General features: G+C 37.1%; 17 protein-coding genes and 1 other annotated feature. Of the genes, 7 read left to right on the forward strand and 10 right to left on the reverse strand.

The features are described from left to right. Window positions 1–86: 86 nt before the first annotated feature. Entirely contained in the window at window positions 87–1784 is a 1698-nt protein-coding gene (locus tag BMX63_RS16125) for a peptide ABC transporter substrate-binding protein (RefSeq protein WP_093137421.1), read from the reverse strand. A 400-nt stretch (window positions 1785–2184) separates the two neighbouring features. Between BMX63_RS16125 and BMX63_RS16130 the strand changes: the two genes are divergently transcribed. Both BMX63_RS16130 and trpS read left to right on the forward strand, forming a co-directional pair. Further along, window positions 2185–2553: a DUF3899 domain-containing protein gene (locus tag BMX63_RS16130; RefSeq protein WP_093137422.1), complete on the forward strand. Its 369-nt coding sequence runs from the start codon at window positions 2185–2187 to the stop codon at window positions 2551–2553. 57 nt (window positions 2554–2610) lie between these two features. Further along, window positions 2611–2809 (forward strand) — a binding site (T-box leader). Window positions 2810–2860: 51 nt separating this feature from the next. Next, window positions 2861–3853 (forward strand): tryptophan--tRNA ligase, encoded by a 993-nt coding sequence (gene trpS, locus BMX63_RS16135; protein ID WP_093137424.1) that lies wholly within the window; start codon window positions 2861–2863, stop codon window positions 3851–3853. 224 nt (window positions 3854–4077) lie between these two features. Here the strand turns inward: trpS and BMX63_RS16140 are convergent, their stop codons facing one another. After that, window positions 4078–4845, reverse strand: coding sequence for a YjbA family protein (locus BMX63_RS16140; protein WP_093137425.1), 768 nt, complete (start codon window positions 4843–4845; stop codon window positions 4078–4080). Between the two features lie 88 nt (window positions 4846–4933). Then, a complete protein-coding gene (locus tag BMX63_RS18895) occupies window positions 4934–5161 on the reverse strand; it encodes a YuzI family membrane protein (RefSeq protein ID WP_483880070.1) in 228 nt (75 codons plus the stop codon). 150 nt (window positions 5162–5311) lie between these two features. Between BMX63_RS18895 and BMX63_RS16150 the strand changes: the two genes are divergently transcribed. After that, window positions 5312–6268 (forward strand): LCP family protein, encoded by a 957-nt coding sequence (locus tag BMX63_RS16150; protein WP_093137428.1) that lies wholly within the window; start codon window positions 5312–5314, stop codon window positions 6266–6268. Between the two features lie 251 nt (window positions 6269–6519). On the opposite strand, the gene fabF is transcribed toward BMX63_RS16150, so the two are convergent. The 4 genes from fabF to BMX63_RS16170 form a co-directional block, all read right to left on the reverse strand. Continuing rightward, window positions 6520–7761: a beta-ketoacyl-ACP synthase II gene (gene fabF / locus BMX63_RS16155; RefSeq protein WP_093137430.1), complete on the reverse strand. Its 1242-nt coding sequence runs from the start codon at window positions 7759–7761 to the stop codon at window positions 6520–6522. Window positions 7762–8101: 340 nt separating this feature from the next. Continuing rightward, window positions 8102–9028 carry a beta-ketoacyl-ACP synthase III gene (locus BMX63_RS16160; protein ID WP_093137431.1) on the reverse strand — a complete coding sequence of 309 codons (927 nt, stop codon included), beginning with the start codon at window positions 9026–9028 and terminating at the stop codon, window positions 8102–8104. A 282-nt stretch (window positions 9029–9310) separates the two neighbouring features. Further along, window positions 9311–10264, reverse strand: a complete 954-nt coding sequence (locus tag BMX63_RS16165) for a BMP family ABC transporter substrate-binding protein (RefSeq protein WP_245732863.1) — start codon at window positions 10262–10264, stop codon at window positions 9311–9313. Between the two features lie 77 nt (window positions 10265–10341). Continuing rightward, entirely contained in the window at window positions 10342–10962 is a 621-nt protein-coding gene (locus tag BMX63_RS16170) for a hypothetical protein (RefSeq protein ID WP_093137433.1), read from the reverse strand. A 118-nt stretch (window positions 10963–11080) separates the two neighbouring features. Between BMX63_RS16170 and BMX63_RS16175 the strand changes: the two genes are divergently transcribed. After that, window positions 11081–11260, forward strand: coding sequence for a YjzD family protein (locus tag BMX63_RS16175; protein ID WP_093137434.1), 180 nt, complete (start codon window positions 11081–11083; stop codon window positions 11258–11260). Window positions 11261–11412: 152 nt separating this feature from the next. Here BMX63_RS16175 and BMX63_RS16180 read toward each other — a convergent pair whose 3' ends face one another. Next, entirely contained in the window at window positions 11413–11742 is a 330-nt protein-coding gene (locus tag BMX63_RS16180) for a hypothetical protein (protein ID WP_093137516.1), read from the reverse strand. 169 nt (window positions 11743–11911) lie between these two features. On the opposite strand from BMX63_RS16180, the gene BMX63_RS16185 reads away from it, so the two are divergent. After that, complete coding sequence (locus BMX63_RS16185; RefSeq protein ID WP_093137436.1) at window positions 11912–12727, forward strand: undecaprenyl-diphosphate phosphatase; 816 nt, start codon at window positions 11912–11914, stop codon at window positions 12725–12727. A gap of 124 nt (window positions 12728–12851) precedes the next feature. Here the strand turns inward: BMX63_RS16185 and BMX63_RS16190 are convergent, their stop codons facing one another. Together BMX63_RS16190 and BMX63_RS16195 are read right to left on the reverse strand one after the other, a co-directional pair. Then, window positions 12852–13163 (reverse strand): metal-sulfur cluster assembly factor, encoded by a 312-nt coding sequence (locus BMX63_RS16190; protein WP_093137437.1) that lies wholly within the window; start codon window positions 13161–13163, stop codon window positions 12852–12854. A gap of 91 nt (window positions 13164–13254) precedes the next feature. After that, the gene (locus tag BMX63_RS16195; RefSeq protein ID WP_093137439.1) at window positions 13255–14019 is read right to left on the reverse strand and encodes an alpha/beta fold hydrolase; all 765 of its coding nucleotides are present in this window, start codon (window positions 14017–14019) and stop codon (window positions 13255–13257) included. A gap of 139 nt (window positions 14020–14158) precedes the next feature. Between BMX63_RS16195 and BMX63_RS16200 the strand changes: the two genes are divergently transcribed. Beyond that, complete coding sequence (locus BMX63_RS16200) at window positions 14159–14977, forward strand: HAD family hydrolase (protein ID WP_093137440.1); 819 nt, start codon at window positions 14159–14161, stop codon at window positions 14975–14977. Window positions 14978–15382: 405 nt separating this feature from the next. After that, on the forward strand, window positions 15383–15532 hold the full coding sequence (locus tag BMX63_RS18210; protein ID WP_177167364.1) for a hypothetical protein: 150 nt from the start codon (window positions 15383–15385) through the stop codon (window positions 15530–15532).

Here is a 15532-nt window from a genome sequence, read left to right on the forward strand (position 1 = left end):
AAGAGAGTATATGCCAACTTAATGGTCCATATACTCTCTTCCCATATCATAAGCCAGCCTATTCGATTAAGATTAAAGGATTAATCTTATTCAGTAGCTACAGCTTCAGCCCATTTGTACTCATAAGTAGGTCCAAAGGAATTAACATAAATGTCTTTCAATTTAGGGCTAACCAGTTGAGCTCTTGCACGCTGATAAATTGGTGCAATCGCTGCATCTTCAAATAAAATTTGTTCAGCTTTTAAGAAAGCATCCATACGCTCTACTGGCTGTTGTGCTAATTCAGTTCCAGTTGACTGTACAAGATTATCATATTCTTCATTGGAGTAACCCATCTTGTTATTTCCACCGTCAGTTAACCAAAGACTTAACCATGTATAAGGATCCATGTAGTCTGGTCCCCAACCAGCATTTTGGATATCATAGTCCATATTTGTATCAAGATCTAGACGTTGTTCGAATGGAACTTGTTTTAGAGTAAGGTCTAAACCTGGCAAGTTTTCCTCAAGTTGGGAAACAATATATTCATCCATTTTCTTAGCAGTTTCAGTATCTCCACCCAGGTATTCAAGTTCAATACTATCTGTACCTAGTTCTTCTAACCCTTTATCCCAGTATTCCTTAGCCTGTTCAGTGTCGTATTGTACAAGATCTCCATTGATGCTGCGGAAGTCTTCTCCTGTTTCAGGATGTTGATAGAAGTCTTTTGGTACTAAACCATTTGCTACGATTGAACCATTATTAAGGATTGTATCTACAATTCCTTGCTTATTGAATGCTCTTGAGATTGCACGACGAATATTTGGGTTTGCAAGTGCTTCATTTCGAGTTTGGTTCATCTTCAAGTAGAAAACAGTCATTTCTGGTGTTACTCTATAATCTTCATGAGTAGAATATTGGTCAACTAAATCCGCGGTAAGACTTGCACGATCAATTGTACCAGCTTCATATAAGTCTACTCCTACCTGAGGGTCTTTTACAACCTCATAAGTCATTTTTTCAAGTTTAACAGTTTCAGCATCCCAGTAATCCGGGTTCTTATTTAATTCCCAGGAACTAGCAGTGCTTTCCCAATTATCTAAAGTAAATGGACCGTTAAATAGTAATGTATCAGTGCTAGTTGCGTATTCGTCACCTTGTTCTTTAACAAAGTCTTCATTTAATGGTAAGAATGTACCGAAAGTTGCTAATGATTCAAAATAAGGGGTTGGATTTTCAAGTTCCACAACAAGTGTATAGTCCCCATCAGCAGTTACACCTAAATCTTCAACTGGTGCGTCACCTGAGTTAACTGCTGTCGCATTTTTAATTACGTCACCCATCATATATGGTCCATATTCAGATCCAGTGTCAGGATTGACTGCACGTTGCCATGCATATACGAAGTCATGAGCAGTAACTGGGTCACCGTTTGACCATTTAGCATCTTCTCGTAATGTGAAGGTCCAGGTTAAGCCATCTTCACTAACCTCGTGATCAGTCGCAATACCTTCTACAATTTCTCCGTCTTTCAAACGATATAAACCTTCCATAGTTGCACCTAAGAATTGGAATCCAAATTCATCAGTAGCCATAGAAGAGTCCATGGATGGAATTGTGTCACGATTAATTAGGTTAAATACTTGTTCAACATCTTGTGACTCGGAAGAACCTTCTTCTGAGTTTTGGCTATCGTCACCAGTGTCTTCTGAAGTGTCACCTTCATCTCCACCAGAACAAGCAGCCAAGAATAGACTTAGTACCAGACCAAGTACTAAGAGTAGTGACCATTTTGACTTTTTCATGGTATTAAATGACCTCCCCTTAAGATTTAATTTTCTAAATTTTTAGTAGATAAATCATCTACGTTTAAAATTATACAAGTTTTCTAAACATTTTGCATCAACTTTTTTATTTAAAATTAAAAAATCATTGATATTATTACGTTCCGATAACAAAAATAGGTCTAAATACCCACATTTTATTTCGATACAATTCGATATAAATAACAGAATTTTTTGGTAAATGCATAAAAATTTATGAAACAGAAGTAAATGAACAAATTATTCTTATTTATACAGTCTCTATTCGTCTTTTAGTAAAGAATGAATTTTCTGTATTTTACTGTTTACCCTTTTTATTGGTTTATTTCTAATAAAGGCATGATATAATAATTAGCAGTTTTAACGAAAAAGGTGTTTGTTTATGTACATATTTAAAAATAAATGGAGCTTATTATTACTAAATCTCATCATTACTGCTAGCTCCTATCTTTATTATACACCAGGGAATCAATTGAAAGAATTTATAAATACTTTGTTTTTTGTCAGCTTTCCATACATTATACTGGCTCTTATCCTTTTCCTTACGAGAGAGCGTTTTTTTGATGGTATCACATTCGGCTTTCGCAGATTTTGGGCTGAAATGTCAAAAAAAAAGGACTATCTGGAGGATTGGAAGGATAGACCTCTTCCATCTGAAAGAATCAGCCAAAGATTCCTTAGGTCCATTTCTTTCCAGGCTATTTCTCTGCTTATAATCATGATGGTATTACTCATTATTTATTACCTTTAGAGTCAAAGTTGCATTTTGAACATACATTATATATACTTTAAGAAAATTTAACATCACATTTAAACGATGATGAAGTTGTAGTAGATGATTACCACTGTTTTTAGAGAGCTTGGATGGTGGAAACAAGCATCATGTAATCATGGAAATTGGGGCTTCGGAGTTTGAACACGCTTAACGGGCGTTATCAGTTTAAGGCGATTTCCAAGTTAATCATGGGAAATAACAAGGGTGGTACCGCGGTTCATTCGTCCCTTAAGGGATGTAATAGAATCGCTTTTTTAATGAAATAAAAAATTGAGGTGATAAAATGGATACAATATTTTCCGGCATTCAGCCAAGTGGATCCTTAACCATTGGAAACTATCTTGGAGCTCTACGGAATTTTGTTGATCTTCAAAAGAATTATGACTGTTATTTTTGCATCGTTGACGAACACGCTATAACTGTTCCTCAGGATCGCCTGAAATTAAGAAACAATATTCGTTCTTTAGCGGCATTATATCTCGCAGCAGGAATCAATCCGGAAAAATCAACATTATTTATACAATCAGAGGTGTCTGCCCATGCTGAACTTGGCTGGATGCTGCAATGTGTCGCTTACACAGGGGAACTTGAGAGAATGACTCAATTTAAAGATAAATCAGCTGGGAAAGATGCGGTAACTGCAGGATTATTAACTTATCCACCATTAATGGCAGCGGATATCCTTTTATATAGTACAAATCTTGTTCCTGTTGGTGACGACCAAAAACAGCATATCGAATTAACCCGCGATATAGCGGAGCGATTTAATCGTAAATATAATGACATTTTCACGCTACCTGAAGCACATATTCCAAAAGTTGGAGCCAGAGTCATGTCGCTTCAAAATCCAACGAAAAAAATGAGTAAATCTGATAAAAATCAAAAAGCAACGATTTTTTTGCTTGATGATGAAAACAAAATCGAAAAGAAAATTAAAAGTGCCGTAACAGATTCTCAAGGTACGATTGAGTTTGATAAAGAAAACCGCCCAGGTATCTCAAATCTACTCACCATTTATTCCAGTTTTAGCGGAGAAACAATTGATGCTATCGTAGAAAAATACGTTGGACGAGGCTATGGAGACTTTAAACAGGATTTAGCAGAAGTGGTCATCAACGCCCTTTCTCCTCTACAGAAACGTTATTATGATTTAATTGAGTCTGACAGACTTGATGAGGTATTGGATCTTGGAGCAGACAAAGCTGAAGTGAAAGCCAATAAGATGCTGAAAAAAGCAAAAAAAGCTATGGGACTAGGCAGAGTTCACAAAAAATAAATCCTATAAAAAACCGGCGGTAAGCCGGTTTTTTATAGGATTTATAATATGTTGTGTAACGGGAAGTTCTCTATTATTCCCTTTTACAAGCAGTTTAATTACAAAGGAATCGTCTCATCTATACTTTCTTTTTCAGTAGGTATCTCTCCTGAAGCATTCCTTGTCCTGCAGGAAGCTTCCCTGTAATGTAAAAACGCTTTCCTATTTTAACAATTCGACTTTCACTAATAGTAGGCTTGATTAGATGATGAATTCATGGTACCTGTTTCGAGTTCCCAAAGCTTTTCGAAAAAAGGCTGTCCCTTGGTCATTTTGCGGCAAATTTCCTCATGGGTTTTCGTCCAGCCATTTTTCAATCCTTCATAGAGCTCTTCCCAGGCTTCATTAAAGTCCATCTGTTGTATACTTTCATATTGACCGGGTGCCCATTCTGTAAGCCAATAACGTAACTCTGCAACATGAGAAGTTTGTCTCATTTGATCCAGCATCATCATAAGTAATTGTTTTAATTGTCTTTCCTTCCTTGTTAGTCCAATCATTTCATAAGGGGGAAGTGAAAGCGTATGGTATTCTTTAACGTATTGTTCAGGTGAAAAAGAAAAGGATGCAGGCTCCAGTTTTTCAATCATGTCATACACTAATCGTTCTTGCCTAGGAATGAGTCGACTTTTGCGTATAGGCAGTGAGTATCCCATTGTATCAATGGTTACAATTGATTTTCCATCTGTTGCAACAAATGCATATTCAAGAGGGATACGTTCTTGATTCTTTCGTAAATATGCCCGTTGATAAACCGAATCTAATAAATCTTTTGGCAAATCCTGCAGGTCATTTTCAATGTAATCATACAATGTTTCTGTTACATAGACTAATGGAACTTGGTCTAAGAGTTCAATTCCATCTTCTTTTCTCCACTCATGAAAGTGGCAAACATTATATCTGTTTTCTTCCCCTTCAAACCAATTTACCCAAACATCATGTAAATACATCATCCAAGACCCTCGCTTTACTATTTCATCCTTTCTATTGTTCATTATGGCCATGTTTGGCATTTTTATTCTTTATAAACCAATGTTTACCTCAATCGGAAGGGTAAAAAAAACATGTAAAACTTATAATCAAAATGCCCACCGGTAATAAATAAGTCTCAGGCTTGTCCACTATAAAAAGAAGGTAATCGATAAAACTTAAGCCTACCGGTATTATATTCAAATAAATAATTAGCGATACACCACCAGCAATTGTTAGTCCAAAACCAATAAAGAACCAAAAGATCCATAGCATTTTTCTTCCTCCAGGCATGTCCATGTATTATATATATATGAATGAATAAAAATCATATACCTGGGAAAATCTAAGAATTTCCCTTTACTAAATGTAAAATAAAAGGTAAATTTATATTTAACAGTCTTTTTGCGTTTAAGTTTCCAGTTTTTTATTTTAAAGGTGAGGTCAATTATGGAAGATAATCGAATCATAAGAAGAACATTAAAAAAGAAAAAACGGAGAAAATGGGTTCTTTTTTCATTGCTATTCATTTTATTAAGCTTTGTTTCATATACAACCTATGAATACTTCGCAGGTAAAAATGCTGCCATGGAACAAGTTGATGATAAGAGTAACGAGATGAACGAGAAATATAAGGAAGATTTTAAAGGTGTCGATGATGGACTCAAAAAAACCAATGTGCTTCTATTAGGTAGTGACTCTCGCGGAGAAGAAGATCCGAGGACGGACACAATTATGATTGGTCAGTACGATCCTGAAAAAGAGACAGCTAAATTGGTTTCCATTATGCGGGATAGTTACGTTAATATACCTGGATACGGATATAACAAAATTAATGCGGCATTTCATTTCGGTGGACCAGAGCTATTAAGACAAACCATAAAAGAGAATTTTGGTATAGACCTGGAGTATTATGCCATTGTAGACTTTGAAGGATTTACTGAGATTGTTGATACCATTGCACCAGATGGAGTAGAAATCAATGTTGAAAAGCATATGTCTCGTCATATTGGGGTTACACTTGAGCCAGGTCGTCAAACTCTTAATGGTAAAGAGCTTTTAGGATATGCAAGATATCGTTACAGTGACAGTGACTTTGAACGTGTGGAAAGACAGCAAAAAGTAATGAAAAAATTAAAAGAAAAGCTGGTTTCATTTTCAGGTGTTTTAAAACTCCCTCGCATGGTAGGTACCTTACAACCTTATATTAATACAAACATGGAAACTTCTAATATTATTTCGTTAGGGAAGGATTTTCTTTTAAATCCTGTTGATGATATTGAAACCCTTCGTATACCTGTTCGTGATAAAGCGTGGGATGCTCATCATGAACATGCAGGCTCAGTATTAGAATTTAATGAAACAGAAATGAGACAAATCATTCAGGAATTTTTAAATGAAGAATAAGCATAAAAATCGGCCATGGGCCCGATTTTTAGCTTGTAGAGAAACCCCTGTTTTTCTACAAGCTTTTTTTAATGATTCTTTAATTTGTGCTAAGCCGCTGCACCCGAAATACACTACGCTTTCCTCGGTTGAGCGCTGAGCCTCCCACGACGAACAGGACGTTCTAGTAAAAAGGAATCGATTAGGTATTCACACGAAATTTTCATAAAATACCCCCTGACCATCTACTTAGACAATCAAGGGGGGATTTTCTATTCATTATACTTTTTAAAGATTAAAGATACATTATGACCACCAAATCCTAATGAATTAGTCATAACAACATCTACATTTTGCTCAATCGCTTTATTTGGTACATAGTATAAATCGCAATCTGGATCTTCATTTTCATAGTTAATAGTTGGTGGTATGATACCATCCGTTAGGGTCTTCACTGAAATAACCGATTCCACTGCACCGGCTGAACCTAATAGGTGACCTGTCATCGATTTTGTAGAACTAACAGCTAAATCATAGGCATGATCACCAAAAATGGTTTTAACTGCATGCGTTTCAAACTTATCATTTAATTCTGTACTGGTTCCGTGAGCATTAATATAACCGACATCTGTCTTGTCAACATCGGCATTATCCAATGCCTGTTTCATCGCTCTTGCTGCTCCTTCTCCTTCTGGGGCTGGTGCTGTAATATGATAAGCATCTCCAGTTGATCCATAACCTACAATTTCTGCATAAATTTTAGCACCACGCTTTTGAGCAGACTCCAATGTTTCCAGGACAAGGATTGCCGCTCCCTCACCCATAACAAATCCATTCCGGTTTAAGTCAAATGGACGACTAGCGGTATTTGGATCCTCAGTTGTGCTTAAAGCTTTAGCACTCGAAAAGCCGGCAAAAGCCATATTTGTAATAGGAGCCTCAGCCCCTCCTGTTATCATATAGTCCGCATCCCCACGCTGAATGACCTTGTAAGCATCCCCGATGGAGTTTGCACCTGAAGCACAAGCTGTAACCGTACAAGAATTAATACCCTTTGCACCTAGTATAATCGAAACCTGTCCGGCTGCCATATCCGGAATCATCATAGGTACAAAAAACGGACTAACTCTCCGATACCCTCGGTCCATAAACTTACGGAATTGTTCCTCATATGTAGCCATACCGCCAATTCCTGATCCAATCCATACTCCGGTACGATCAGCAATGTCTTCATTGATATCCAAATCTGCATCCTTTACGGCCATCATCGATGATGCAACAGCATACTGAGTAAAGAGATCCATTCGTTTTGCATCTCGTTTATCCATATAGTTTGTAGGATCGAAATCTTTTACTTCACCTGCAATTTTGGCCGGAAAATCATCAGGATTAACTTTTGTGACAAAATCAATTCCTGATTGTCCACTCCTGATATTATTCCACATCGTATCAACATCATTTCCAACAGGAGTTACGGCTCCCATTCCCGTAACCACTACACGACGATTATTCATGAATTCACCTTCCTCCTTTTCATCTTACTAATTGTAAGGCAAACGTAATAAAATAATAAATGATTATTCCGAAGTTGTGAAATACCTACGCTTTTCTTTGTCCAGCTACGGCTCCCAGGTCATGGCGGACATAAACCAAATCCATTTCGCGGCCTACGTTCAACCACTCCATGTATTCGGCTTATACCGCCAGACCTGACCAGTCGCCTTCGCTTTTCTTTGTCCAGCTGCGGCTCCTAGGTCCAGGCTGTCATAAGCAAAATCCTCTACGTGACAAAAAGCACGTCACTCCGTGTATTCTGCTTATGCAGCAGGACCTGACCAGTCGCCTTCGCTTTTCTTACCACCTTAAAGCTACTGCTCCCCAGGTTAGGCCTCCTCCGAAACCTACGAGGACGACAAGGTCATTTTCTTTGATTTTACCGCTTTTTACATCCTCTGACAAAGCAATTGGAATGGAGGCTGCTGAAGTATTGCCGTATTTGTGTACAGATTTAGACATTTTTTCTTCTTCTATGCCTAATCGTTCTCTTGCAGCTTCCATGATTCGAATATTGGCCTGATGCGGGATTAAATAATCTACATCTTCCTTATTAAGGCCAATTTTTTCAACCACACTTACAGCAGATTCACCCATTTGACGAACGGCGAATTTAAACACTTCACGTCCATTCATTACTATATATTCATCTTGATATAGGTGATCTCCCCCACTTCCATCAGATCCTAATTCAAAAGATAGTATTCCTTTTCCATCTTCTACTGGACCAACAACCGCAGCACCTGCACCGTCTCCAAATAATACACAGGTATTACGATCCTCCCAATTGGTAATTTTAGAAAGCTTTTCAACTCCGATAACAAGTACATTTTGATAAACACCTGAATTAATAAACTGTTGAGCTGTTGCTAATCCATACATAAATCCTGAACAAGCTGCACTGATATCCATAGCAGCAGCCTTCTTTGCACCAAATCGTTCCTGCAGACGACACGCAACAGAAGGAAATGGCTGATCAGGAGTAACAGTAGCAACTAAAATCAAATCGAGCTCTTCCCCACTAACACCAGCATCCTCCAGTGCGTTAGCTGCTGCTCGATAAGCCATATCCGAAGTATCCATATCATCAGCAGCAATTCGTCTTTCTTCAATACCAGTACGGGTGCGAATCCACTCATCACTTGTATCCACGATTTTCTCTAAGTCATGATTGGTAACTACTTTTTCCGGTACGAAATGACCAATTCCTATCAAACCTGCATTCATATATTCATCCCCTTAAAAGGTTTATATTTCAGCATCGACTCTTTGGTCTTATGCCGTCATTACATAATCTATCAGATGGCAAAAAAAGGCCACTCCACGTGTAACCACGATGGAAAACTCCTACGAAATATTCCCACCATAAACAAGCCTTTTTTAAAATCACCTTTGTCATTGTTATCAATTATTATGACCTGGTGTTAATTTTAATGTAAAAAAATTTATTTTTCAAGGTTTATAAATCATAGAACTTGATAAAAAGCCTCCCGAAACAGGGATATCTACTTAATCCTGATTGGGTAGATTCCCCGTTTCTTTGTATTGTTCGATAGCCTTTTCTACATCTTGTCTTACGGACTTGGGAACTTCTTCACTATAGCTCCCCATAGTAATTACATCATCACGAAAATCAAAATTCATTATTCCTGAGGGTAACTCCCCCTCATCAAACCTTTTTGCTACCAGAGAATAGATTCGATCGACATGCTGGACTGTACTTGTAAGAACCGTTGACTCTCCCATATCAATCAGATCAGAAATATAACCAATTGCATAAATGTCTGATTCCTTTGCCTTATCAACAATTGGTATGATAAATCCATCCCCGGTTGGATAGATGACATCTATATCTTCCTCCTTTAAGACATCAAATTGCATTAATGCCTGTTCTGTATTGTCCCAATGGTTCACCATTCTTATTTCTACATTCACGTCTGGATTTTGGTATTTGGCACCTTCATAAAATCCATCAATTTCAGGCTGCCATTCGTAGGCTCCCAGTACACCGACACTATTCGTTTCTGTCATAGCACCTGCAATCATACCGGCAAAGAAGCCCATTGCATGAGCATTAATTTTTAAACTTGTAATGTTTTCACTATATGTATCTCCATTAAAATAAACAAACTGTATATCGGGATAATCCTGATCAATTTTAGAAAAATACTCTCCATAGCTGCTGCTGTGTCCAAAGATTAAGTTCACGCCTTTATTAGCAAAAGTTTCCACAGCCTCGTTCACCGCTGTCTGTGAATGAACACCCTCTTTAAAATAAACATTGGTATCCATCTCCTCCTGAATGTTTAAAAGTCCAAGATAGCCTTTCTTTCCCCATGTCTGATCATGAATGGATCCTTCAACGAGCATACCGACATTCTGAATATTTCCTGTCTCTAATACATTTGAACAGCCTGACAATAAAAGAAATAAAATAATATAAAGAGCTCGTATTCTTTTCACGCTACTGCACTCCAATTCTATCTCTGTTTCTACTCTAATATACGATTACACGTATTTTAGTTTACACATAATTTGGGTTAATTCAAACGATAATAATTCTCTTTCCAGTTCATTATATGATTTTGTACAACATCAATAGCCTCATCTGCCGGTGTTTGTGAAATACGTTTATCATCTAAATAAAATCGATTCTGTTCTTTATGATAAGTGATGGATAATACATTTGTTTTTTTCTTTTCCTGAGTTAAACAAAAGACACTATCCACCAGATCATCAATAAATAAAACTGATTCCTTTTGTGACGCATCTTTAAAATCCTTTTCCCTCATCCACGGCCCAATGACAGGGGGAATAAATAAGAAGACTTCATTGCGAATATGTGATAGTGACATGTCTCTAATATCTTCTTCCATTATGAAGTAATATTCTCCTTTTATATTTTCTGTATTTAACATTTTTTTAACATCCTGAGGAGATTTATAACAGGAAATAACAATAGTACGGGAATGTTGATTTCTAATATTCCGAACATCCTCCTGCCAATTAAATAAAGCGTTTCTTCCTATTAAAGTATATAAAAATTCTTCTTGTGGATTCGTGATATGGCCCACACCATTAACCTCAATTCCTTCACTTAAAAATTTCTCAACAAAGTGAAAACCCATCCAATGGAAACAATCAAATACGACTACATTCATCTTTATTCCCCCATTATCCATCGGTTGTAAAGTAAACTTTTTTGCAGGGATAATTCTTTATTTTTGAAAGTCACTTTGGTAAACTAATTACAGTATAAAGACAAACGAGGTGAAAACCATGCGATTTCTTTGGACATTTATTTGGAGTTTATTATTAAGTTCAGCGGTTGTATATGTAATTTCTAATATGGCTACTGTTGATTTTAGTTTTAATGCAGCCTTATTTTTAGCAGTTGTGTTTACGATTATTGTTTCTGTATTAGGAGAAGGCATTTTAAAGGAAGACGATGTCCATTAATTCGAATATTTTTTCCTGCATTCATCAGATAAAGGGGTCAGATTCTAGCAAGGTGTAGATGAGAGGAAATCCTTTTGAAGAAGGATTTCATTATTCTTTCTTGCTAATCTGACCCTCCTTATTTGTATCAGTTAATGAAATGGTAAGTCAGATTAAAACCATGGTAATACACTTAATGCGGTTAGTGCAGCCAAAGGAAGAACCAATCTTCTAAAACGTGGACGATATCCATAGTAGCCATACTCATATGGTGGGTTGGAGCCATAATAGCCCCATTGTCTTTGACCTGCCATTTGCGCATCCTGATACATAGACAGATTATCTGATTCAATAGGTACAGCCAAAATAACATTTTCTACGTCAACGTTTATGATGATACCATCAAATTGACGACCATCCGTGGTTTCCGCTAATACATATTTATTCATATGTGACTTACACAACGAATACAAATCCTGATGATGTGGTTGGCTTTTATGCATCACACCTATTCCCTCCTTTATACACCAACAGTCTATTCGTTGGACATTTGTCATGTTCCATCCTGACTGACAAAATGAGTGAAAAATTTTGGGAAGAATTGTAGAGGAATGTGCATATAAATCCGTCTATCACTTAGATAACAGACAAGTTAGTTAAGGAGGCACATACATGAATGAGCTTTGGGTCCTTTTACAGTACTTATTTTTAGGGTTATTTCAGGGGTTTACCGAACCTATTCCGATTTCTTCAAGCGGACATTTACTATTGCTTCGTTACTTGATGGATCTTGAAAATTTGAAAATAACTTTTGAAGGTTTTTTAAACTTTGGTTCATTACTTGCTGTTTTATTGATTTATCGAAAAGATATTGTGAGATTAACCGCAAACAGCTTACGATACATATTTAAGCGTAATAAAGAGGACGCAAGTGATTTTCGGTTTGTTTTATTTCTTGTCATCGCAACCATTCCGGCCGGATTATTAGGTGTTCTATTTGAAGACTGGATTAGTGCTACTTTCAGTGGAAATATACGGATGGTCGGCATTACCCTATTTATAACAGGTATAGCCTTATGGATTATTCGTAATTTACGTGGTCATAAAGGAGAAGCCGACATTACTGTGAAAGATGCGATTATCATTGGACTAGCACAGGCCGTATCCCTTTTACCTGGTATTAGCCGATCTGGTGCTACGATTGTAGGTGCAATGCTCTTAGGTTTGAAGCAGGATACAGCTCTTCGTTTTTCCTTTTTACTCTATATTCCTGTCAGTTTAGGGACAATGATTTTTTCTGTTTCCGATATGTTAGAGGATACAGGCGATGTACTTTGGATTCCTTCACTTATTGCTTTAATTGGGGCATTAATAGCTTCTTATTTTGCGTTGAAATGGTTTATGAATATCATGAAAAGCGGTAACTTGAAATACTTTGCCTGGTATTGTGTTGCTCTTTCCATTATTATTCTTTTTATTTTAACATGATACATCCATCAGGTATTCCAAAAGGTCTGTTCTTATGTTAATTTGAATGACAATCTTTATACACTTTGGAAAATGAACGGATATAAAAAATGGCTATTCCCTTAGGGGGGGAACAGCCATTTTTTTAATCAGGAATACCTAATGCTATTTTCGCATAACGAGACATATAATCCTTGGACCAAGGCGGGCTCCAAACAATATTGACCACTGCTTCGTTTATCTCAGGAATGTCGGAAAGTACACGCTGTACATCCTGCTCTATATGGCCAGCAAGTGGACATCCCATCGCCGTTAATGTCATGGTAACTTTACATACCCCATCATCATCCATATCAACACCATAAACTAATCCTAAATTGACAATATCAATACCTAGTTCAGGGTCAATTACATTTTCAAGGGCACCCATAATATTTTCCTCTAATTCTTTATCCATCTGTAAGTCCCCCCTTTTTTAAATCATAAAAGGTTGTTATTTCTAGTATAAAACAAAAGTGTGTAAAGACAAAATGATATATACCACATCTTTATAAATATTTTTCAAACCATTCCACTGTAGCAAGAATAGCCTTTCTACTTACTTTATGCCCTCTGTTTTTTTCTGGAATAAAATGCAACTTCTCTCTATTCTGATAGTTGGGCAAAGCTTCATGATAAAAGGCTTCCGTGTGCCTAAAAGGAACAGTAGGGTCCTGGTCTCCATGCCAAAATAATAAAGGTCGATCGTTTAGTTGATCGATATGTTTCGATAAATCAATTGGTTCTAAAGATTGAATTTGATTATGTAATTCCTCATTACTAAAAGGAAGCTTTATTCCTGTTTTCTGTACTTGATGAATTGTAAACTCAGCCATTTCCATCGTCTTTGGTGATCCCATTAATACGACTGCAGCTTTAATCCATGGGTATTGGGTTAATGCTGAGCTTGTTGTAATTCCTCCCATACTGGTTCCGGCTACACCAAAACGCTGATCCAATAAAAGCTCTCTTTGATCCAAATTCTCTTTCAAAACTTGCAAATCCTCAAGATTTTGCTTCACAATATTCCAAAATTCCAGTTCCATTTCAAGTTCTGACTTATGAGCAGATCGTTCACCATGCTCCGTACAGTCAGGTAGTAATACCCGATATCCCTTCTTTGCCATTAAATAAGCAAAAGGCAAATTATTTTCCTTTGCACTCGTAAAACCATGAATATAAGTGACTACAGGTAAAGGGGAACTTTGTGCTACATCATCTACAACATGCAATACGGGGATATCCTCAATTTTCTCTTCTTGAATAATGACCATAACTCTTCCCTCTTTCTTTAAAATTCAATATCCTTAATGTAACAGAGTGATATAGAGAAGAAAAGCAAAAGACAGCCGGAAAAATCCTTTACACATACTAACAATCCATATAAACTAGATATCATCGAGGTGAGAACATATGAGTAAACATTTAATTGCATTAGATCTTGATGGGACACTACTCTCCGATGACAAGGTAATCCGCAGCAAAACTAAAGGAACCTTACACCAGGCAATGGAAAGAGGTCACATTGTCGTCATTGCTACCGGACGGCCACATCGCGCAAGCATACAATACTATAATGAACTTGGATTAAATACTCCGATGGTAAATATGAACGGTGCGCTCGTTCATCACCCTAAAGACAAAAATTGGGATGTTGTTCACTCCCCTATGTCAATCCGAACTGCAAAATCTATAATTCAAACATCTTATGATTTTAATGTACAAAATGTCATGGCAGAAATTCGTGACCACGTTTATTTAGACAAACACGACGATGAAATCATGCAAATTTTCCATGCAGATTTTGAAAATTATCCTGTTACAGTGGGAAATTTAAAAAATACATTAAATGAAGATCCTACCTCCATTTTAATTTCACCAAAAGAGCATCATATTACACAACTGAGAAAACATTTAGATGATAATCATGCATCTGTTATTGATCATCGTAATTGGGGAGCTCCATGGCATATTATTGAAATTGTTCGTTCAGGCTTAAGTAAAGCTGTTGGACTAAAAAAAATTGCCCATTACTATAATATACCGAAAGAACGAATCATTGCATTTGGCGATGAGGATAATGACTTTGAAATGATTGACTATGCAGGCATTGGAGTAGCTATGGGAAATGGAATTGATGAACTAAAAACCATTGCCAACTACACTACAAAATCGAACGAACAAGAAGGAATAGCGTTATTTCTTGAGGAATTTTTAAAAACTGTAAAATAACACCGGAATTTCTTTTCTTTATGCTGTAAAGATCTGTTCAGTCGCCTTCGCTTTTCCATTGTCCAGCTACGCCTCCTAGGTCATTGCGGACATAAGCCTAACCCATTACATGGCGAAAATCATGCCATTCCATGGCTTCGGCTTATACCGCATGACCTAACCAGTCGCCTTCGCTTTTCCATTGTCCAGCTATGGTCTCCCAGGTCATTGCGGACATAAGCCTAACCCATTACATGGCGAAAATCATGCCATTCCATGGCTTTGGCTTATACCGCATGACCTAACCAGTCGCCTTCCCTTTTCCATTAATATACTGTCATAATGTCTTTATGACAACACACAATAAGCTTGAACACTTCTTTAGGTGTTCAGGCTTTTTTAGTGCAACCTGAGGGGGATTATGCCTTGAGCAAACGAAGCAAATCGAAGCGTTTTGTTTCACAGGGTGTAAAGGCAGTTCAAAAGCATGATGAGCGTTTTCCTTATCGGGAACGTTTTACGGATGTCGAACGCAAGCGTGATGAAGCAGACAATCATACTTTAGGGGGTGTTTGA

This window comes from Salinibacillus kushneri (assembly GCF_900111405.1).
Taxonomy (GTDB): Bacteria; Bacillota; Bacilli; order Bacillales; family Alkalibacillaceae; genus Salinibacillus; species Salinibacillus kushneri.